The sequence below is a fragment of the Pseudonocardia hispaniensis genome (assembly GCF_042658695.1).
GTDB classification, from domain to species: domain Bacteria; phylum Actinomycetota; class Actinomycetes; order Mycobacteriales; family Pseudonocardiaceae; genus Pseudonocardia; species Pseudonocardia hispaniensis.
Genome location: NZ_JBHSQW010000034.1, coordinates 94,056 through 112,899 on the forward strand (window position 1 = coordinate 94,056; position 18,844 = coordinate 112,899).

Sequence of the window (18,844 nt, forward strand, 5' to 3'; positions counted from 1 at the left end):
AACGCGGAGATAACGGCCCCACGGTCCCGATCCTCCGCCGTGTCCGGTTCAGCGTCCGGTCGCGGCCCGCAGTGACTCGCGCAGCGAGCCGACGGTGGCCAGGACCGCGGAGGGTTCGTAGCCGCAGTGCGCCATGCAGTTCGCACATCGCGGATCCCGACCGCGGCCGAAGGCCGACCAGTCGGTCTGCGAGACGAGCTCCTCGTAGGTCGCCGCGTAGCCGTCGTCGAGCAGATAACAGGGTCGTTGCCATCCCAGCAGGGAATATGACGGGATACCCCACGCGGTGCACGCCAGCTCGCGCCTGCCCTCGAGGAAATCCAGGAAGATCGGGGAGTGGTTGAGCCGCCACCGGGTGCGCCGCCCGTCGGCGAACGCCTTGGCGAACAGCTCGCGGGTCTGCGCCACACCCAGCCAATGCTCCTGGTCGGGGGCCTTCTCGTAGGCGTAGCCGGGCGAGATCTGCATGTTGTCCACGCCGAGCTCGTCGTTGAGGAAGTCCAGCACGTCGATGACGTCCTGCGGGGAGTCGGTGTTGAAGAACGTGGTGTTCGTCATGACCCGAAAGCCCTGGCCCTGCGCGAGCTTGATCGCCTCGACCGCCTGGTCGAAGACCCCGCTGCGGCGAACCGACGCGTCGTGCCGCTCGCGCAGCCCGTCGATGTGCACCATCCAGGCGAAGTCCCGGTGCGGGGTGAACCGGTGCAGGTGGCGGGGCAGCAGCACCGCGTTGGTGCACAGGAAAACGATCTTGCGGCGGTCGAGCAGCCCGCGCACGATCTCGTCGATCTGCGGGTGCATGAGCGGCTCGCCGCCCGCGATCGAGACCATCGGCGCGCCGCTCTCCACGACGGCGCCGATCGCCTGGTCGACCGGCATGCGCTGCTTGAGCAGCGCCGCGGGCTGGGCGATCTTGCCGCAGCCTGCGCATTTGAGGTTGCAGGCGAACAGCGGCTCGAGCTCGACGAGCAGCGGGAAGCGCTCCACTCGTTTGATCTTCTGCTTCGCCAGATAGGCCGCGAGTCGGATGGTCTGGCGCCATGGCATCGCCACCGATCAGCTCACCTCCTTGGGTAGTGTGAACGCGACGTCCTCGGTCACGGTGGAGTTCGCGGTGACGGTCGTCGGGCCGAACCCGGTCAGGCAGGTCACGAGCTCGGAGACCAGGTGTTCGGGCGCGGATGCGCCGGCGCTGACGCCGATTCGGGGCGCGCCGGCGAGCCAGGACAGCTCCAGGTCGTCCACGTCGTCGATCAGGTGTGCCGGGACCCCCTCCCGGCTCGCCACCTCGACGAGTCGCTTCGAGTTCGAGGAGTTCGCCGAGCCGACCACCAGCACCAGATCGGCGTTCCCGGCGATCGCTCGCACCGCGCGTTGCCGGTTGGTGGTGGCGTAGCAGATGTCGTCGGTGCGCGGGCCGACGAGCGCGGGGAAGCGGCCGCGCAGGATGGCGGCGATCTGTTCCGCCTCGTCGACGGCGAGGGTGGTCTGCATCGCGTAGGCGACCCGGTCCGGATCCCGGGCCTGTACCCGCATCGCGGCCTCGCGGTCCTCCACGACGACCACGTCGGCGGGTGCCTCACCGACCGTGCCCTGGACCTCCTCGTGGTCGGCGTGCCCGATCAGGAACACCGTGTGCCCGCGGCCGGTGAACCGGCGCACCTCGGCGTGCACCTTGGTGACCAGCGGGCAGGTGGCGTCGATGACCGAGAGGTTGCGGGCGGCGGCCTGCTCGCGGACGGCGGGGGCGACCCCGTGGGCGGCGAGCACGACCAGTGCGCCCGGCGGCGCCTCGTCGAGCTCGGCGATGAACACCGCCCCGCGGTCGGTCAGCCTGCGCACGACATGGGCGTTGTGCACGATCTGGCGGCGCACGTACACCGGGGGCCCGAAGCGGTCCAGGGCCCGGTCCACGGTGTCGATCGCCCGTTCCACCCCGGCGCAGAACGACCGCGGTGAGGCGAGCTCGATCCACCGCGGCCCGGTGGCCGCCGCCCAGGCGCGCACCGCGGGTGCGGCGCGGCGCAGCGCGCGCAGCGCGGCCATCCCGCGGGCCGGGGTCCCCGGACGGGCCAGCGGCGCCTCGGGGGTGTCGACGATGGCCCGCACGACCGCGAACGGCCCGCCCCCGGCGGCCGCGGACAGCCATGCCGACTCCATGTCGACCGCCAGCGCCCCGGTCTCGGCGAGCGCGGCCCGGCGCGCGCCGCCGACGAGGACCCGGCTGGAGAAGACCGGTCCGACGTGGACCCGCAGCCCGAGCCGGCGCAGCGCCGTGGCCAGCGGGCGGGCGGAGGGTATCGGGATCGGCTCGGCGTCCTCGCTGCGCACCTCGTCGGCCACCACGAGGTCACCGGGGCGCAGCGACGCGGCGAGCGCACCCGCCACCCCCGCGACGAGCACCGGCCGCGGCCCGGCCGCGGCGAGCTGGGCGGCCGCGGCCGCCGACCGTTCGGGGCCCGCGCCGGTGTGCCGCACCGGCACACCGGCGATCCGCCTGCCCAATGCGGCCCGTTCCACGCTCAGCGGGGCGCAGACCACCGGGTCACCCAGTGTCGTCTCGGAGTGGGCCGCCGCAACGGGAGTCATCGTGGACCCTCACCTCGTAGGTATCTGCCGAGCGCCGAGATCGGAAACACCATCCGGTACAGGTGGTAGCGGATGTAGAAGTCGCCCGGGAATCCGGTTCCGGTGAACTCCGGCTCGTCCCAGGACCCGTCCGGGAGCTGGGTGTCGACCAGCCAGCGGACCCCGCGCTCGACCGCTTCCGACCGCTCGCCCGCGGCCAGGAGCGCGAGCAGGGCCCACGCCGTCTGCGAGGCCGTGGAGGTGCCGCGCCCGACCCACGCCGGGTCGGTGTAGGAACGTAGGTCCTCACCCCAGCCGCCGTCGGGGTTCTGGTGGCGTTCCAGCCACCCCACCGCCCGTCGGACCGCGGGGTCGGAGGCGGGAATCCCGGCGGCGACGAGCGCGGGCACCGCGCCGCCGGTTCCGTAGACATGGTTGGCGCCCCACCGGCCGAACCAGGACCCGTCGGGTTCCTGAGCCTGCAACAGCCATGTGACCCCGCGCCGGCAGGCGGGGTCGTCGGAGCGGCCCTCGGCGGCGAGCATCTCCACGACGTGCGCGGTGACATCCGCCGAGGGCGGGTCGATCACCGCGCCGAAGTCGCAGAACGGCAGCTTGGTGATCACCTCGCGGGTGTTGTCGGCGTCGAACGCGGCCCACCCGCCGTCGCGGGACTGCATGCCGATGTTCCAGGCCACGGCCCGGTCGATCACCCCGCGCAGCCGCTCGCGGTCCGGATGGGCGACCCGGCGCAGCGCGAGCACCACCTCGGCGGTGTCGTCGATGTCGGGGTAGCCGTCGTTGTCGAACTCGAAGGCCCAGCCCCCCGGCTCGAGGTCGGGACGGCGCACCGCCCAGTCGCCGGGTAGCCGGATCTCCTCCTCGAGCAGCCAGTCCGCGGCGCGCAGCACGTCGGGGTCGTCGGGCGCGGCCCCCGCATCGAGCAGGGCGGTGACGGCGAGGCAGGTGTCCCACACCGGGGACTGGCAGGCCTCCAGCCTGCGCACCCATCCGTCGGGGGTCTGTTCGCGGATCAGGAACCTGTCGAGCCCGCGCAGACCCGCTCGCATCGCGGGGTGGTCGGTCGGATAGCCGAGCAGGTGCAACGCGAGCAGCGAGTAGACCCACGGCGGCTGGATGCCGCCCCACGAGCCGTCGGCCTCCTGGCGGGCCAGCACCCATTCGGCTGCGCGGCGCATCGCCAACCGCCGCAGCGGCCGGATCGGGTGGCGCGAGTAGAGGTGCAGCACCGAGTCGAGGCGCTGGAACGCGCCGGTCAGCGTCCACGGCGGGGCCTGCGGGGGCCGCGGCGCACCGCTGCGCAGCTCGTCGACCCCGAACGGGAGCGGACGCGACGGGCGCAGCGTGGCGACGACGGTGAGCGGCACCACGGTCTGGCGGGCCCAGCAGGCCCAGTCGTAGACGTTCAGCGGGAACCAGGGCGGCAGGAACACCAGCTCCGGGGGCATGTCGGGGAGCTCGTCCCACGACCACAACCCGAACAGCGCGAGCCAGATCCGGGTGAACACCCGGCTGCGCTCCAGGCCGCCGCCCGCCAGCACGAACGACGCGGCGCGTCGCATGTGCTCGGCGCCGGGATCATCGCCCGCCAGCCGCAGCGCGACCCAGGCCTCCACGGTGCTCGACAGATCGCCGGGGCCACCGCGAAAGTTCGCCCAGCTGCCGTCGCTCCCCTGCTGGGAGCGGATCCACCGGGCCGCTTCGGCCGTCTCCTGTTCCCGGCGGATGCCGAGGAACTCCCGCATCAGCAGGTCCTCGGCGTCCATGGTCACGTTGGTCTCGAGCTCGCCCTTCCACCAGCCCCGCGGATCCTGTTGCGCCCGCAGGTAGCCGGTGGCGGCCTCGAGCGCGCCGGCCACGGTGTGGGCCGGCGCCGGGCCGAGGGTGCGGCCTGCCGTCACGGTCATCAGAACTCCCGGTCCACGAGGTAGCGGCCGAGCGCGACGAGCTCCGCCCGGGGGCGGTCGGGTAACTCGGCGCCGGCCAGGGCCTTCTCCGCCAATGTCATGCGCCTGCGGGCCTCGGCCGCGGCCCAGTCCCGGCCACCGCCGTCCTCGACGAGCCCGGCGATCCGTCGCAGCTCGGGCTCCGTGGCGGGGCCGGGAGTGGCCAGCCAGCGCGCGAGCTGTCGCCCCGCGTCCCCGCCGTGGTGCACCGCGTAGGTCACGGGCAGCGACATCTTGCGCGAGCGCAGGTCCGAGAGCACCGGCTTGCCGGTCACCGCGGGATCACCCCAGATCCCGAGCAGGTCGTCGACGAGCTGGAACGCCATCCCGACCTCGGCGCCGTAGCTCTGCAGGGCGGCGGTCAGCTCGGTGGACCCGCCGGCCAGCACCGACCCGATCGCCGCGCTGGTGGCCAGCAGCGACCCGGTCTTGCCCGCGGCCATCGCGAGGCATTCGGACACGGTGACGTCGTCGCGTTGCTCGAAGGCAACGTCCTCGGCCTGCCCGCGGACCAGTTCCCGGACCGTCGCGGCGAGCAGCCGTGCGGCCCGGGCCGCGTCCGGCGACCCGGTCTCCAGCAGGACCTCGTGGGCCAGGGCGAGCAGCGCGTCCCCGGTGAGGATCGCGGCCGCGGCACCCCACTGGGCCCATACGGTGCGCCGGTGCCTGCGCTCGGTGTCGCCGTCCATGAGGTCGTCGTGCAGCAGCGAGAAGTTGTGCACCAGCTCGACGGCGACCGCACCGGGCAGGCCGACCGAACTGGGCGCGTCCGCCGCCGCCGCGGAGATTAGCGCGAGGGCGGGGCGCACCGCCTTCCCGCCGCCCGTGCCGGGACGGCCATCGAGCTCGGTCCAGCCGAGGTGGTAGCCGGCCTGTTCGCGGCTGGCGTGATCCAGCCGGGCGACGGCCTCGCGCAGCGCCGGGGTGACGGCGTCGCGGCATCGGTCCAGCACCGCGCGGGCGTCGACCGAATCGATGTGCGGGTCCGCGCTCATGCGGCCGCCTCGGTGCGGACCGGGCCCACGCCGGCCAGGAGCGCGTGCGCGGCGGTCGCTCCGCTGCGCACCGCACCCTCCATCGTCGCGGGCCATCCGGTGTCGGTCCATGCGCCCGCCAGGAACAGGCCCGGGGCCTGGGTCCGGGCGGGCGGGCGCAGCGCGGCGCTGCCCGGCGCCGCGCGGAACGTGGCGTGCGGCTCGCGGGTGACGAAGAAGTCGAGCACCGCGGCCTTGCGGGCGGCGGGCAGCAGCGCCGCCAGCGCGGGCAACAACGCGGCGCGCAGCTGCGCGGTCGGCCTGGTGATCAGGCTGTCGGCGGCGGAGAGCGAGACCGCGAGGTACTGCGCGTCCGGCGGCCAGCGGCGGTGCAACCCGGCGGCCGCCGTCCGGTCGAACACCCACTGCAGGGGCGAGTCGAGGGCGGCGACGAACTCGGGCTCGAGCACCCGGCGGTCGTAGACGACGTGGGCGTTGACGATGGGTGAGCTGCCCAGGCGGGCGGCCCACCCGGGTGGGTACCGCAGTGTCGCGGGCGGCAGCAGCCGGTCCGCGGCCGTGGGGGGCACGGCGCAGACGATCCGGTCGAACACCAGCTCCTCCTCGTGGTCCACCGCCCGGGTGAGGGTGAGCCGCCAGCCGCCGTCCGGCCGCGCCGCCAGCCGGCGAGCCTTCGTCGAGAGCCGGACGTCGACCTCGGCGGCGCGTAACGCGCGTCCTGCGGCGTCGTCGTGCAGCCGCCCGAGCGGTACCCGGGACCAGCCGATGTCGCCGGCCGCCGGGTCGGTGAGCAGGCCCTGCTGGAAGACGGTGGCGGCCAGGGCCAGCGAGGCCCGGTCCGCGGTCGCGTTGAGCGTCGCCACCCCGACCAGGTCCCACAGCGCCGCGACGGCGCGGTCGCTCTGCCCGTGTTCGGTCAGCCACTCGGCGAAGCTGCGGGCGTCGGTCCGGGGGTCGGTCGGATCGAGCGCGCGCATCGCCAGCGCCGCACCGATCAGCCGCAGTCGGTCGCGAACCGCTAGCGGACGGTAACGAAGCAGCGCCCCCGCGAGATGCAGCGGCGCCGGCAGCCGAGTGCGGCGCAACCGGCTCGGCCGCCGGCCGGGGGCATGGACCGCGATGTCCAACCGGGCTTGCAGGACCACCTGGTCGGTGACCCCGAGCCGGTCCAGCAGCGCCCGGTACGAGGTGCAGCAGCGCAGGAACACGTGCTGCCCGGTGTCGATGTCCAGCTCACCGCGGCGGAACGAGGCCGCCAGGCCACCGAGCCGGGGGCGTGACTCCACCAGCGTCACCGCGCACCCCGCGTCGGCACATCGCAGGGCCGCGGTGATCCCGGCCAGACCACCGCCGATTACACCCACCCGTAGCGTCATGGCGTCCCGTTCCCCGGTCGCGGGCCGAGCCCGGACAGCGCCCGCGCCGCCACCGCGGCCTTCTGCCAGCCCGACAGCGACCGCCGCGCGCGGTAGACCGACGGCGGGTCGGCCGCGATGTCCTCGAGCAACCTGCGGTAGATGCCGGCCATCGCGCCGGCGCAGGCGGCGCTGCGGCGGTCGAGCAGCGGGATCAGCCGCAGCCCGTCGGCGTACCAGTCGCGCGCCCGGGCGGCACTGAACCGGATCAGCTCCGCCAGCCCACCCGTGGGGTCCACGAGCGCGCCGAACTCGTCGACGGCGAGTTCGGCGCCGAACCGGTCCAGATCCTCGCGGGGCAGGTAGACCCGGCCGTTGAGCAGATCCTCGCGGATGTCGCGCAGGATGTTGGTCTGCTGCAGCGCGATGCCGAGCGCGTCGGCGTAGCGTCCCGCCTCCGGATGCGGCCGCGAGCCGAAGACCCCCAGGCACAGCCGCCCCACCGAACCGGCCACGCAGCGGCAGTAGGTGACCATGTCCTCGAAGCTCTGGTAGGTCAGCCCCGCCGTGTCCATCCGGATGTCCCGCTCGACCCCGTCGACGAGCTCGTCGAAGGCGCCCATCGGGATCGGGTAGCGGTGGGCGGCGTCGGCCACCGCGGTGAGTACCGGGTCGGCCGGATCCGGCGGGGTGCGCAGCGCGGCGCGGACCGCGGCCAGCGCGCGGGACTTCTCGGCGGCGGGCAGGTCCCCATCGCCGATGTCGTCGATGCGCCGGGCCAGCGCGTAGACCGCGCACAGCGCCGATCGTTGGGCGGGCGGGAGCAGCCGGATTCCGTAGAAGAAGTTGCGCGCCTCGCTGCGGGTGATCGACTCACAGGTCGCATAGGCACCCTGCAGGGTGCTCGGCGCGTGACGCGATGCTGTCATCGGATGCTCCGGGTGAGTGCGGCGACGAGGTGACGGGCGAGATCACGACGCCGGGGCGCGCACGACCCGCGCAGGACGTCCCACTCCCGGCGGCGCAGTGCGTCGGCCGCGGCCCGGCCACCGGCGACGTAGCCGGCGACGGCCAGCCGGCCCCAGCCCCGCATCCGGCCCACGACGGGTGCACCGGAGTCCAGCAGCGCCACCGCGCGCGCGGTCTCGCAGGCCAGCAGCCGGCGCAGCGCCGGTCCGGCGCTGGGCGCGTCGAGCGCCTCCTCGGGAACACCGAAGGCCGCGAGGTCCTCGGTGGGCAGATAGACGCGCCCCCGGCGGCGGTCCTGCCCGACGTCCTGCCAGTGCTCCAGCAGTTGCAGCGCCGTGCACACCGCGTCGGAGGCTCGGAGGGTCGTGGGGTCGGGTGTCGAACCGGGCTCGCCGAACAGCGCCAGTACCAGCCTGCCGATCGGCACCGCGGACAGCTCGCAGTAGCCGAGCAGGTCGCTCCAGGTCTCGTAGCGGGTGACGCGCTGGTCCTGCAGGTTCGCCTCGATCAGCCGGTCGAACGGCTCGCGGGCCAGTCCGAAGGCGGCGACGGTGGGGACCAGCGCGCGCAGGACGGGGGAGCGCGGCCCGGCGGGTCCGCCCGCCCAGACCAGGGCGAGATCGTCGGCGAACTCCCGCAACCGGGCCGTCCGGTCGCCGTCCGCCTCGTCGCCGAGGTCGTCGATCGTCCGCACGACGTCGTAGACGGCACGCAGAGGCGTCCGCAGCCGAGCCGGGAGCACCCGCAGGGCGACCGGGAAGTTCTCGGTCCGCTCGGCCAGGCGTAGCCGGGCGTCCGCACCGGGCACCGGCCCGGCGGACACACCTCCCCCCGGCGACCGTCCAGCCGGAAGATGCCCAGCCGTCATGGGACCGATGCTGCTCCGGACCCATCTCGATCTCTGCGCAATTCTGGTTAGTTCTTCGCGCCCGAACTTGTCACTCCTGGACAAATTCGGATCGGGCCGGAGCCCGATTGACGCGGATGTCGCGCGCGTGAGGTCATGGATTCAGAATTCGTCCGACAAGCCTATGGTCCGGTCCGCTGGGGAGCGCGGGAGTGCTGCCGGTCGGCTACCCGAACTCGCTTCAGGCCGGACGGCTCGCGTGTGGGGCGGACGGGATCGGGGTATCCGTCCGTACGGTCTTCCGGGAGAGGTGAACGCCGTGCAGGAGATGCGTGTCGTGGCGGTCGGGCTGGATCCCCGCGAGTCACATCCGGTGTTGCTGCTACAGGAGGCGACGGGCCGGCAGCGGGTTCTTCCGGTCTGTGTGGGTCTGCCCGAGGCCACCGCGATCGAACTCGAGCGCCAGCATGTCGTCGCGCCCCGCCCGGTGACCCATCAGCTGATCGCCAACGTCATCCGCTCGGCCGGGCGCCGGCTCGAACACGTGCGGATCACCGCGCTGCGCGACAGCATCTTCCATGCCGAACTCGTCCTCGATCAGGGCACCCGGGTCTCGGCGCGGGTCAGCGACGCCGTCACCCTCGCACTGCACCTCGACGTGCCGATCCAGGCCGAGGAGGTCGTGCTCGAGGAGGCGGCGCTGGCCAGCGCCGAGGTGATCGATGCCGATGCGCTCATGAGCCGGTCCGACGAGGCCGACGAGATCGGCACCGAGGCCGCCGAGACCAGCGCCGAGGAACTCGAGGAGTTTCGGCGATTTCTCGACAGGGCCTCCCCGGAGGACTTCGGCACGAACGACTGAGCGTCCGAACGGTCAGGCCCGGTCGCGGATATCGGCACCCACACCGGCCGCCCGGGCGCAGTGCGCGCAGCAGAAGAACCGTCCGTCGGCCTGCGCCCCGTGCCCGACGACCCGGCACCCGCAGTGCTCGCACACCGGAGCCATCCGGTGAATCGCGCATTCGAAGCTGTCGAACACGTGGACGGCCCCCTGGGCGTGCACCTCGAAGGCCATGTCGTAGTCGTTCCCACAGACCTCACACCGGGCCATGGCGCCCTCCCCGCAGCCATCCGCTCGTTCTCGGTCGGATAGCCGGGATGGCCCGGCTCGAAACGTGCCGGTAACCGATCCTGACGGCGCGATGCGCACGTGCGCGAACCGCGGGAGGCCGGATCTGGCCGTCCCGCGGTTCGGCTGGGTGATAGCTCGGGGCGCGTGCGCGCGGGCTGATCGTGACAGAGAACACAGCAAGATGCAACCATCCGGGCCGGTACGGGTGGATGATGCGCCGCCCGGCGAAGTGCGGGACCGTATCCGAGGAAGATGCCCGCGCTGGTCAGTGCCCGGTACCGGGAGGAACCGATGGACCCTTCCCGCGCAGAACAGCTCGTCTTCGGGATCGTCCTTGCCGTCGTCGCCGCGGCCTCGTTGGTCTTCGCGCTCGTCGGCGCGCGGATCCACGACCGAGAGGCGCTGACGATGGGAGTCGGCTTCGGGGCGGCAATGGGGTTCCTCGCCCTGGTGCTGTGCACCGGCTGGGTGAACCTGCTGCCGCTGCCCCATTAGCGGCCGGTCTCGGTTGGCGCTCGGTGGCGGTCTCGCCGGTTCGCGTGTCCGGCCGCCCGGGACCGGAGGCGCGGGACTCGCGCGCAGGACGCCGGTGGGGGACCCGGCAGCACCCGCGCGGCCGCGGTGGGCGGAGCATCCGAGTTGTCCGAATGTTTCCGGCGGTGCCGACCCGGGAGCACCCGGATGAGTTGCGCCTCCGGCATTCGTTCCGCACCCGGACCGTCCCCACTCCCGTGTGTCGGTAGCCGGCTCGCCGTTATTCGCGGCCGAGCGTGATTTCTGGAGTCGTGACTCCCCGCGCGCATCGCACTTGTTCGGATCCGGTCCGTCCGGCGGTCTTGGCGGCCGCGGGGAACCGGGTGTGGGAGTCACACCGAACCCCGCGTTCGGCCGTTGAGGCCTGGCCGCGGCGGCCGGGGATGTAGGGGCCTGCGGTCGGCCGACGATCGGTCTGCAAGGCAAGGGGCCCACGGGTATGGTGCGTTCGCGGCGTGGGTGAACCGGCCGCCGGCGACCGGCCCGAGGTGGTCGGCGGGGATCCGAATCCGGGTCCTCTCGGTAGGTCGAAAGAATAGTTATCCGTACACCGGTTGCCGGCGCCTGGATCACCGAACCCCGGGATTTACGAAGCGGCAAGTCCTGATACGCTTGCTTTGGCTGTAAGTGAGCGTGTGGCGTGTCCCACCCAACTCTGAGAATGGATGTGCTGGATGGCACGAAACGTTGTGGTTCGCCTGGTCGACGACCTCGATGGATCGGACGCGTCGGAGACCGTGGAGTTCGCTGTGGACGGTCGAACGTATGTGATCGACCTGTCCCAGGACAACCGTCGAAAGCTCGACGATGTGCTGGCCCCCTTCGTCGCCGCCGCGCGGAAGGTGGGTCGCGGGACTCGTGGCGGCGGGTCGCGACCGCGGCGGATGAGTACGTCCACTGTGGTCACCCCGGGGGCTGTGGCCGAGGGGGTTTCGTCGGCCGCCGCCCGGGCGCGAAACGAGGCGATCCGGACGTGGGCCCGGGAGAACGGGTTCGAGGTGTCGTCGCGAGGGCGAATCCGCGGCGAGGTCCTCGCGGCATACGAGCAGCGGGAAACCACGCCGCAGACGAAGCCGGAGCCCGCCGGCGAGGAGCCGAAGAAGAAGAAGCGGGCGCGCGTGAAGATCACCGACCCGTTCGACGTCGGACAGGCCAGCTGACGTCCCCTCGGCAGGAATGACGCGGGGCCCGCGCAATTCTGCCGCCTCCTGATATTTCCGCACTCCCGCCGGAATTCGCGGAGCCTGGCGGCGGCGACGGTTTGGGTGTCCTATGGGGTGATGGACGCCGTGATCCTCGGAACCGGCCCGCTGTGCGCGACGGATGTCGTCGCCGTCGCCCGGGGCGGAGCACCCGTCGTGCTGTCGTCGGAGGCGGAGGCCGAGATCGCCCGCAGCCGTGCCGTCATCGACGCACTGGCCGGGGACCCCGCTCCGCACTACGGCGTGTCCACCGGGTTCGGCGCCCTCGCGACCCGGCATATTCCGGCACCGCTGCGCGCGCGTCTGCAGCAGAGCGTGGTCCGCTCACACGCCGCCGGATCCGGCCCGGAGGTGGAGCGCGAGGTGGTGCGCGCGCTCATGGTGCTGCGCCTGGCGACGCTCGCCACCGGGCGGACCGGGATCCGACCGGAAACGGCGCGTGCCTACGCCGCGCTGATCAGCGCGGGCATCACCCCGGTCGTCCCCGAGTACGGCTCACTGGGCTGCTCGGGAGACCTGGTCCCGCTCGCCTGCTGCGCGCTGGCGTTGACCGGGGAGGGCGAGGTCCGCGACGCCGGGGGGGCACGACGTTCCGCGGCCGACGCGCTCGCCGCGGCCGGCATCGCGCCCGTGGTGCTGGCCGAGAAGGAGGGCCTTGCCCTCATCAACGGGACCGACGGCATGCTCGGCATGCTGGTGCTGTCCTGCCATGACCTGCGCCGGTTGCTGCGTACCGCGGACGTCACGGCCGCGATGAGCGTCGAGGCGCTGCTCGGGACCGACGCGGTGTTCGCCGCCGACCTGCAGGCGTTGCGACCGCACCCCGGGCAGGCCGACGCGGCCGCGAACCTGTGCGCGTTGCTGGCCGAGTCAGGGATCATGGCCAGCCACCGCACCCCGGACTGCACCCGGGTGCAGGACGCCTACTCGCTGCGCTGCGCTCCGCAGGTCCACGGGGCCGCCCGCGACACACTCGTGCACGCCGAACTGGTCGCCGACCGGGAGCTGGCCAGCGCCATCGACAACCCGGTCGTCACCCTCGACGGCCGGGTGGAGAGCAACGGCAACTTCCACGGCGCCCCGCTCGCCTTCGTGCTGGACTTCCTGGCGATCGCGGTCGCCGACGTCGCCTCGATCGCCGAGCGGCGCACCGACCGGTTCCTCGACGTCGCCCGCAGCCATGGGCTCGCCGCCTTCCTCGGCGACGACCCCGGGGTGGACTCCGGACACATGATCGCGCAGTACACCCAGGCCGCGATCGTGTCCGAGCTCAAACGGCTCGCCGTGCCGGCGTCGGTGGACTCGATCCCGTCCAGCGCGATGCAGGAGGACCACGTCTCGATGGGCTGGGCGGCCGCCCGCAAGCTGCGGCGGAGCATCGACGGGCTGGCCCGGGTGCTGGCGATCGAGCTGCTCACCGCCGCCCGCGGCCAGGATCTGCGCCACCCCCTGGCGCCCGCGCCCGCCACCGGGGCGGTCGTCGCGGGGCTGCGCGCCCACGTCGGCGGCCCCGGCCCCGACCGCCACCTCGCCCCCGAGATCGAGGCCGCGGTCGCCTACGTGTCCTCGGGCGCGGCGCTCGCCGCGGCCGAATCGGTGACCGGCCCATTGCGCTGACCCGCCCGTGAGCGGCGGGGCCGGTGCGGCGTTGCTCGCGGCTCACGAGCCGCCCGAAGGGAGGAAGACCATGAAAGGCGCCCGCCCCGTCCGCGCTTCGCGCGGCACCGCGCTCACCGCCCGCTCCTGGCAGACCGAAGCCCCACTGCGGATGCTCTGCAACAACCTCGACCCCGAGGTCGCCGAACGCCCGGACGATCTGGTCGTCTACGGCGGCACCGGCCGCGCCGCCCGCGACTGGGCATCCTTCGACGCGATGGTGCGCACCCTCACCACCCTCGGCGACGACGAGACCATGCTGGTGCAGTCCGGCAGGCCCGTCGGCGTGCTGCGCACCCACGAATGGGCGCCGCGGGTGCTCATCGCCAACGCGAACCTCGTCGGGGAATGGGCGACGTGGCCGGAGTTCCGCAGGCTCGAACGGCTCGGCCTGACGATGTACGGGCAGATGACCGCGGGATCGTGGATCTACATCGGTACCCAGGGAATCCTGCAGGGCACCTACGAGACGTTCGCCGCGGTCGCCGCCAAGCGGTTCGGTGGGACTCTGGCCGGCACCCTCACCGTCACCGGCGGCTGCGGGGGGATGGGCGGGGCGCAGCCCCTCGCCGTCACCCTCAACGAGGGGGTCTGCCTGATCGTCGACGTCGAGCCCGAGCGTCTGCACCGCCGGCTGCGCACCCGCTACCTCGACGAGCTGGCTCCGGATCTCGACGAGGCGGTGGCCCGCTGCGAGCGGGCCAGGGCGCAGCGCCGGGCGGCATCGGTCGGGGTCGTGGGCAACTGCGCCACCGTGCTCCCGGAGCTGCTGCGCCGCGGCGTGCCCGTCGACATCGTCACCGACCAGACCTCGGCCCACGACCCGCTGTCCTACCTGCCCGAGGGGATCTCGACCGAGGACTGGGACGACTACGCGCGGCGCAAGCCGGAGGAGTTCACCGACCGGGCGCGGGCGTCGATGGCCCGCCACGTCGAGGCGATGGTCGGATTTCTCGACGCGGGCGCCGAGGTGTTCGACTACGGCAACTCCCTCCGCGACGAGGCCCGCCGCGGCGGCTACGAGCGGGCGTTCGCGTTCCCGGGCTTCGTACCCGCCTACCTCCGGCCGCTGTTCTGCGCGGGCAAGGGCCCGTTCCGGTGGGTGGCGCTGTCGGGCGACCCGGCCGACATCCGCGCCACCGACGCCGCGGTCCTCGACCTGTTCGGGGACGACGACCAGCTGCATCGGTGGATCAGGGCCGCCCAGCAGCGCGTCGCCTTCCAGGGCCTTCCGGCGCGGATCTGCTGGCTCGGCCACGGCGAGCGGGACCGCGCCGGGATGCGGTTCAACGACATGGTCGCCGCGGGCGAGCTGAGGGCGCCGATCGTCATCGGTCGTGACCACCTCGACGCGGGCTCGGTCGCCTCGCCGTACCGGGAGACGGAGGCGATGGCCGACTCCTCCGACGCGATCGCCGACTGGCCGCTGCTCAACGCCCTGGTCAACACCGCCTCGGGGGCGACCTGGGTGTCGATCCACGACGGCGGCGGCGTCGGTATCGGACGATCCATCCATGCCGGACAGGTCACCGTCGCCGACGGCACCGACCTGGCCCGCGCGAAGATCGAGCGGGTGCTCACCAACGATCCGGGTACCGGCGTGCTGCGGCACGTCGACGCCGGGTACCCGCAGGCCGAGCGGGTCGCGACCGCGCACGGCCTGCGGATCCCGATGGCGGAGCGGCCGCGGTGAGCCTGCGCGGCGAGCCCGCGAGCGAACCGTCGGCATGGTTCGCCGCGCAGGCGCTGCTGCCCGCCGGACCCGCCACCGACGTGAGGTTCGAGATCGCCGACGGGCGGTTCGCCGCAATCACCGCGGGCACCGCCGCCGCGGGAGCCGCCCGGCTGCCCGGGATCGTGCTACCCGGGTTGGCCAACGCCCACAGCCACGCCTTCCACCGGGCGCTGCGCGGGCGCACCCACGACCGCGGCGGCACGTTCTGGACCTGGCGCGAACGGATGTACGCGCTTGCGCGGCGGCTCGACCCCGACTCCTACCGGGCGCTGGCCCGCGCCACCTACGCCGAGATGGCGCTGGCCGGGTTCACCACGGTGGGGGAGTTCCACTACCTGCACCACGGGCGGGGCGGGGTGCGCTACGCGGAGCCGAACGCGATGGCGGCCGCGCTGCGGGAGGCGGCCGCGGACGCCGGGGTCCGGCTGACCGTGATCGACACCTGCTATCTCGCGGGCGGCCTCGGCCCGGGCGGCCATCGGCCGCTCGACGAGGTGCAGCGGCGCTTCTCCGACGGCGACGTCGGCGCCTGGGCCGAGCGGGTGGCGGCGCTGAGGGAGAGCCCGGGGCTGCGGGTCGGGGTGGCCCTGCACTCGGTGCGGGCGGTTCCTCGCCCGGCCCTGTCCGTCGTCGCCGAAACCGCCCGCGGGCGGCCACTGCATGTGCACCTGTCCGAGCAGCCCGCCGAGAACGAGGCCTGTCTGGCGTACTACGGCCGCACGCCCACCCGGCTGCTGGCCGACCACGGGCTGCTGGGCCCGGACACGACCGCGGTGCACGTCACCCATCCGACCGGTGCCGATATCGCGCTGCTCGGCGAGGCAGGCACCGCGGTCTGCCTCTGCCCGACCACCGAACGAGACCTCGCCGACGGCATCGGGCCGGCCCGGGCCTTGGGCGAGGCCGGGGCCCGGCTCGTGCTGGGTACCGATCAGCACGCGCTGATCGACCCGTTCGAGGAGGCGAGGGCCCTGGAGATGCACGAGCGGCTGACCTCCGGCCGGCGCGGCCGCTTCGGCCCGGACGCGCTGCTGACGGCGCTGACCGGGCACGACTGTCTGGGCTGGCCGGATGTGGGCCGGCTGGAGGTCGGGGCCCGCGCCGACCTCGTCGCGGTGCGCGGCGACACCGTTCGCACCGCGGGCGCGGCGCCGGACCAGATCGTCTACGCGGCCGCGGCCGCCGACGTCGACACCGTGATCGTCGACGGACAGCTCGTGGTCGAGGATGGGCGGCATCGGCTCGGGGATGTCGCGGCCCTGCTGCGCGCCGCGATCGAGCCGCTGTGGGTGGACCGATGAGCGGCCGGCGGGCGCGGACCTGTCAGCGACGCTGCGAACGCGACGGGGGTGCCGTTCGATCACGCTCTGCACCGCAGAAACGTCGCGTTCGCGGCAACGGCCGGTGGGGAGGTGGGCTGTGGGGAGCGTTCTGATCACCGGTATCGGCGAGCTGGTGACCAACGATCCCGGCGTCGGGGACGGCTCGGCGCTGGGTGTGCTCACCGACGCTGCGCTCGTCGTCGACGGGGACCGCGTCGCCTGGATCGGCCCGGCCGCCCACGCCCCGGACGCGGACACCCGGGTCGACCTCGGTGGCCGGGCCCTCGTGCCCGGCTTCGTCGACGCCCACACCCATCTCGTGTTCGCCGGGGACCGGGCGGCGGAGTTCGCCGCGCGGATGGCGGGCGCCCGCTACGACGGCGGCGGCATCGCGGCCACCGTCGCCGCCACCCGGCGCGCCACCGACGCGCAGCTTCGTGCGCTGCTGGCCGCGCGCATCGTCGAGCTGCGGGCGCAGGGCACCACCACCGTGGAGATCAAGAGCGGCTACGGGCTGACCGTCGCCGACGAGGTGCGCGCGCTGCGGCTGGCCGCCGAGGTCACGGCCGAGACGACCTTCCTCGGGGCACATGTGGTGCCCACCGGCGCGGCCCGCGATGCCTACCTCGCGCTCGTCACCGGGGAGATGCTGGCGGCCTGCGCGCCGCACGCGCGCTGGATCGACGTGTTCTGCGAACCGGCGAGCCCGCACGCGTTCGACGGCGACGAGGCCCGCGCCGTGTTGGCCGCCGGGGCGGCCGCCGGGTTGGGGCTGCGGGTGCACGGCAACCAGCTCTCGGCCGGGCCTGGGGTGACGCTGGCCGTCGAGCTCGGCGCGGCGAGCGTCGACCACTGCACCCATCTGACCAGAGCCGACGTCGACGCCCTCGCCGCCGGAACCACGGTGGCCACGCTGCTGCCCGGCGTGGAGTTCTCGACGCGATCGCCCTACCCCGACGCTCGGCGGCTGCTCGACGCGGGGGCCACCGTGGCGCTGGCGACCGACTGCAACCCCGGAACCAGCTACACCTCCTCGATGCCGCTGATCATCGCGCTCGCCGTGCGGGAGATGCGGATGACACCCGCCGAAGCGCTGTGGGCGGCAACGGCGGGTGGTGCGCGGGCGCTGCGCCGCGACGACGTCGGGGTGCTCGGGCCGGGGCGGCGGGCGGATCTCACGGTCCTGGACGCGCCCAGTCACCTGCATCTGGCCTATCGCCCCGGCGTGCCGATCGCCCGCGCGCTGTCGCCGGGTGGTGAGGGCGTCGCCTCCGCCGCCGGGTCGGTCAGCCCCGCAGCGGCCGCCCCGCCGGCCCTCGGATGAGGCCGCCTCAGCGGACCTCCGCCACCATGAGCGCGTTTCCCTCCGGGTCGCGGAGCCAGAACAGCGGCGGGACCGGGTCCCCCATCCGGCTGACCTCGGCGTCGACATCGACGCCACTGGCCTTCAGCTGCGCGTGGTAGGCATCGATATCCGCGGTCTGGAGGCTGATTCCGGTCTGCTTGCCGCCGACCTTCCCGTCCGGCCCCGGAGGGCAGATGGCGATCACTGTGTCGGCGCCGGCGGGAGCGACCTCGACCCAGCGATAGTTGCCGCCGATCGGGAGGTCGGTGCGCTTCTCGAACCCGAGCCGGTCCGTGTAGAACTCGATCGCCCGGTCCACGTCTTCGACCGGAACGATGACTTTGGCGATCTTGCTGACGCCGGTGGTGTTGCCGGTGCTCATCGGCTCCTCCTTGTTCGGGGTGTCGATTGTGAAGACCGCCGCCGGCGGTGGAACTCATCGCTCGCCGCGGATCGATTGCGGTGTGCCCCGGATCGACGTGATGGAGCCACCGGCGGCCACCGACCATCAACCTGCGGCCCGCGCTCACCCCGTTGGCCGGCCGGACGCCGCACCGGCCCGCAACGCCGCCGATCTCGGGCCGCCCGTCGCGCTCGTCAGCTGAGGCCGCCGGGGGTCGCCGGGCCCGCTGCTCGAGATCCTTCACGACGAGGTCGAGTGGTACGAGGCGGAGCACGTCACGTACTGGCCGGGTGGGGCCTTCATCGGTCCGCAGGCCGTTCTCGAGGGCGTCATCGGTCGGAGTCCGCAGGACTTCGAGAACTTCGAGATCAAACGGATCGTCGAAGGTGGCGACACGGTCCTCGTGGAGGCGCGTCATCTCCAGGCTCCACGAACGGACCTCCTCGCCGTACGTGTCACCCGGCCCGCGTTCCGCTCAGCGGGAGCGCGGATCGTCCTCGGGATGGACTTCCGGGCCGACGCCGTAGGCGGCCATCTCCGATGGTGCGGGAAGCCGTCCGCCGTGGGACTCGGCCCGGAAGCGTTCGACCAGGTGCGGGTAGTGCAGCTCGAACGCGGGGCGTTCGGAGCGGATGCGGGGCAGCTCGGTGAAGTTGTGCCGCGGCGGCGGGCAGGAGGTGGCCCATTCCAGGGAGTTGCCGAAGCCCCAGGGGTCGTCCACGGTGACCACGCGGCCGTAGCGGTAGGAGCGGAACACGTTCCAGATGAACGGCAGGGTGGAGGCGCCCAGGATGAACGCGCCGACCGAGGAGAT

General features: G+C 73.3%; 17 protein-coding genes and 1 pseudogene. 8 read left to right on the forward strand and 10 right to left on the reverse strand.

Features of this window, described 5'->3' with window-relative positions; translation table 11 throughout:
* Positions 1-48 precede the first annotated feature (48 nt).
* Genes hpnH through hpnC form a run of 7 tightly spaced genes read right to left on the reverse strand, consistent with a single transcriptional unit; the run spans position 49 to position 8,662 of the window.
* The gene (gene hpnH / locus ACFQE5_RS16410) at positions 49-1,053 is read right to left on the reverse strand and encodes an adenosyl-hopene transferase HpnH (protein WP_379586076.1); all 1,005 of its coding nucleotides are present in this window, start codon (positions 1,051-1,053) and stop codon (positions 49-51) included.
* A 3-nt stretch (positions 1,054-1,056) separates the two neighbouring features.
* The gene (gene ispH, locus ACFQE5_RS16415) at positions 1,057-2,589 is read right to left on the reverse strand and encodes a 4-hydroxy-3-methylbut-2-enyl diphosphate reductase (RefSeq protein ID WP_379586078.1); all 1,533 of its coding nucleotides are present in this window, start codon (positions 2,587-2,589) and stop codon (positions 1,057-1,059) included.
* Entirely contained in the window at positions 2,586-4,496 is a 1,911-nt protein-coding gene (gene shc, locus ACFQE5_RS16420; RefSeq protein WP_379586080.1) for a squalene--hopene cyclase, read from the reverse strand. Before shc ends, ispH begins: the two co-directional genes overlap by 4 nt.
* A complete protein-coding gene (locus tag ACFQE5_RS16425) occupies positions 4,496-5,530 on the reverse strand; it encodes a polyprenyl synthetase family protein (RefSeq protein WP_379586083.1) in 1,035 nt (344 codons plus the stop codon). Before ACFQE5_RS16425 ends, shc begins: the two co-directional genes overlap by 1 nt.
* A complete protein-coding gene (hpnE, locus tag ACFQE5_RS16430) occupies positions 5,527-6,906 on the reverse strand; it encodes a hydroxysqualene dehydroxylase HpnE (protein WP_379586086.1) in 1,380 nt (459 codons plus the stop codon). The genes ACFQE5_RS16425 and hpnE overlap by 4 nt, the downstream gene beginning before the upstream one ends.
* Positions 6,903-7,814 (reverse strand): squalene/phytoene synthase family protein, encoded by a 912-nt coding sequence (locus ACFQE5_RS16435; RefSeq protein ID WP_379586088.1) that lies wholly within the window; start codon positions 7,812-7,814, stop codon positions 6,903-6,905. Before ACFQE5_RS16435 ends, hpnE begins: the two co-directional genes overlap by 4 nt.
* Positions 7,811-8,662: a squalene synthase HpnC gene (gene hpnC / locus ACFQE5_RS16440; protein ID WP_379586090.1), complete on the reverse strand. Its 852-nt coding sequence runs from the start codon at positions 8,660-8,662 to the stop codon at positions 7,811-7,813. The genes ACFQE5_RS16435 and hpnC overlap by 4 nt, the downstream gene beginning before the upstream one ends.
* Positions 8,663-9,029: 367 nt before the next feature.
* On the opposite strand from hpnC, the gene ACFQE5_RS16445 reads away from it, so the two are divergent.
* On the forward strand, positions 9,030-9,563 hold the full coding sequence (locus tag ACFQE5_RS16445) for a bifunctional nuclease family protein (protein WP_379586281.1): 534 nt from the start codon (positions 9,030-9,032) through the stop codon (positions 9,561-9,563).
* 12 nt (positions 9,564-9,575) lie between these two features.
* Here ACFQE5_RS16445 and ACFQE5_RS16450 read toward each other — a convergent pair whose 3' ends face one another.
* Positions 9,576-9,812 carry a hypothetical protein gene (locus ACFQE5_RS16450; RefSeq protein WP_379586092.1) on the reverse strand — a complete coding sequence of 79 codons (237 nt, stop codon included), beginning with the start codon at positions 9,810-9,812 and terminating at the stop codon, positions 9,576-9,578.
* 312 nt (positions 9,813-10,124) lie between these two features.
* Here ACFQE5_RS16450 and ACFQE5_RS16455 point away from each other — a divergent pair, with 312 nt between their 5' ends.
* The 6 genes from ACFQE5_RS16455 (at position 10,125) to hutI (ending at position 17,606) form a co-directional block, all read left to right on the forward strand.
* Entirely contained in the window at positions 10,125-10,328 is a 204-nt protein-coding gene (locus tag ACFQE5_RS16455) for a hypothetical protein (RefSeq protein WP_379586094.1), read from the forward strand.
* Between the two features lie 713 nt (positions 10,329-11,041).
* Positions 11,042-11,527: a histone-like nucleoid-structuring protein Lsr2 gene (locus ACFQE5_RS16460; protein ID WP_379586096.1), complete on the forward strand. Its 486-nt coding sequence runs from the start codon at positions 11,042-11,044 to the stop codon at positions 11,525-11,527.
* Positions 11,528-11,647: 120 nt separating this feature from the next.
* Positions 11,648-13,186, forward strand: coding sequence for a histidine ammonia-lyase (hutH, locus tag ACFQE5_RS16465; protein ID WP_379586098.1), 1,539 nt, complete (start codon positions 11,648-11,650; stop codon positions 13,184-13,186).
* Between the two features lie 70 nt (positions 13,187-13,256).
* Positions 13,257-14,918, forward strand: coding sequence for a urocanate hydratase (gene hutU / locus ACFQE5_RS16470; RefSeq protein WP_379586100.1), 1,662 nt, complete (start codon positions 13,257-13,259; stop codon positions 14,916-14,918).
* Positions 14,915-16,261 carry a formimidoylglutamate deiminase gene (locus tag ACFQE5_RS16475; RefSeq protein ID WP_379586102.1) on the forward strand — a complete coding sequence of 449 codons (1,347 nt, stop codon included), beginning with the start codon at positions 14,915-14,917 and terminating at the stop codon, positions 16,259-16,261. The genes hutU and ACFQE5_RS16475 overlap by 4 nt, the downstream gene beginning before the upstream one ends.
* Positions 16,262-16,379: 118 nt before the next feature.
* Positions 16,380-17,606 (forward strand): imidazolonepropionase, encoded by a 1,227-nt coding sequence (gene hutI, locus ACFQE5_RS16480; protein ID WP_379586104.1) that lies wholly within the window; start codon positions 16,380-16,382, stop codon positions 17,604-17,606.
* Between the two features lie 7 nt (positions 17,607-17,613).
* Here hutI and ACFQE5_RS16485 read toward each other — a convergent pair whose 3' ends face one another.
* Positions 17,614-18,009 (reverse strand): VOC family protein, encoded by a 396-nt coding sequence (locus tag ACFQE5_RS16485; protein WP_379586106.1) that lies wholly within the window; start codon positions 18,007-18,009, stop codon positions 17,614-17,616.
* Here ACFQE5_RS16485 and ACFQE5_RS16490 point away from each other — a divergent pair.
* Positions 18,002-18,232: a hypothetical protein gene (locus ACFQE5_RS16490; RefSeq protein ID WP_379586108.1), complete on the forward strand. Its 231-nt coding sequence runs from the start codon at positions 18,002-18,004 to the stop codon at positions 18,230-18,232. The genes ACFQE5_RS16485 and ACFQE5_RS16490 overlap by 8 nt on opposite strands.
* 273 nt (positions 18,233-18,505) lie before the next feature.
* On the opposite strand, the pseudogene ACFQE5_RS16495 reads toward ACFQE5_RS16490, so the two are convergent.
* Positions 18,506-18,844 (reverse strand): annotated as a pseudogene (locus ACFQE5_RS16495) (cytochrome ubiquinol oxidase subunit I); the annotation flags it as partial.

What these genes read in the sequence shown, in the direction of transcription:
- ACFQE5_RS16485 (WP_379586106.1), bottom strand. Translation starts at nt 18,009, where the DNA reads ATGAGCACCGGCAACACCACCGGCGTCAGCAAGATCGCCAAAGTCATC.
- ACFQE5_RS16455 (WP_379586094.1), top strand. Translation starts at nt 10,125, where the DNA reads ATGGACCCTTCCCGCGCAGAACAGCTCGTCTTCGGGATCGTCCTTGCC.
- hutU (WP_379586100.1), top strand. Translation starts at nt 13,257, where the DNA reads ATGAAAGGCGCCCGCCCCGTCCGCGCTTCGCGCGGCACCGCGCTCACC.
- hpnE (WP_379586086.1), bottom strand. Translation starts at nt 6,906, where the DNA reads ATGACGCTACGGGTGGGTGTAATCGGCGGTGGTCTGGCCGGGATCACC.
- ACFQE5_RS16460 (WP_379586096.1), top strand. Translation starts at nt 11,042, where the DNA reads ATGGCACGAAACGTTGTGGTTCGCCTGGTCGACGACCTCGATGGATCG.
- ispH (WP_379586078.1), bottom strand. Translation starts at nt 2,589, where the DNA reads ATGACTCCCGTTGCGGCGGCCCACTCCGAGACGACACTGGGTGACCCG.
- ACFQE5_RS16435 (WP_379586088.1), bottom strand. Translation starts at nt 7,814, where the DNA reads ATGACAGCATCGCGTCACGCGCCGAGCACCCTGCAGGGTGCCTATGCG.
- hutH (WP_379586098.1), top strand. Translation starts at nt 11,648, where the DNA reads ATGGACGCCGTGATCCTCGGAACCGGCCCGCTGTGCGCGACGGATGTC.
- shc (WP_379586080.1), bottom strand. Translation starts at nt 4,496, where the DNA reads ATGACCGTGACGGCAGGCCGCACCCTCGGCCCGGCGCCGGCCCACACC.
- ACFQE5_RS16450 (WP_379586092.1), bottom strand. Translation starts at nt 9,812, where the DNA reads ATGGCCCGGTGTGAGGTCTGTGGGAACGACTACGACATGGCCTTCGAG.
- ACFQE5_RS16445 (WP_379586281.1), top strand. Translation starts at nt 9,030, where the DNA reads ATGCGTGTCGTGGCGGTCGGGCTGGATCCCCGCGAGTCACATCCGGTG.
- ACFQE5_RS16425 (WP_379586083.1), bottom strand. Translation starts at nt 5,530, where the DNA reads ATGAGCGCGGACCCGCACATCGATTCGGTCGACGCCCGCGCGGTGCTG.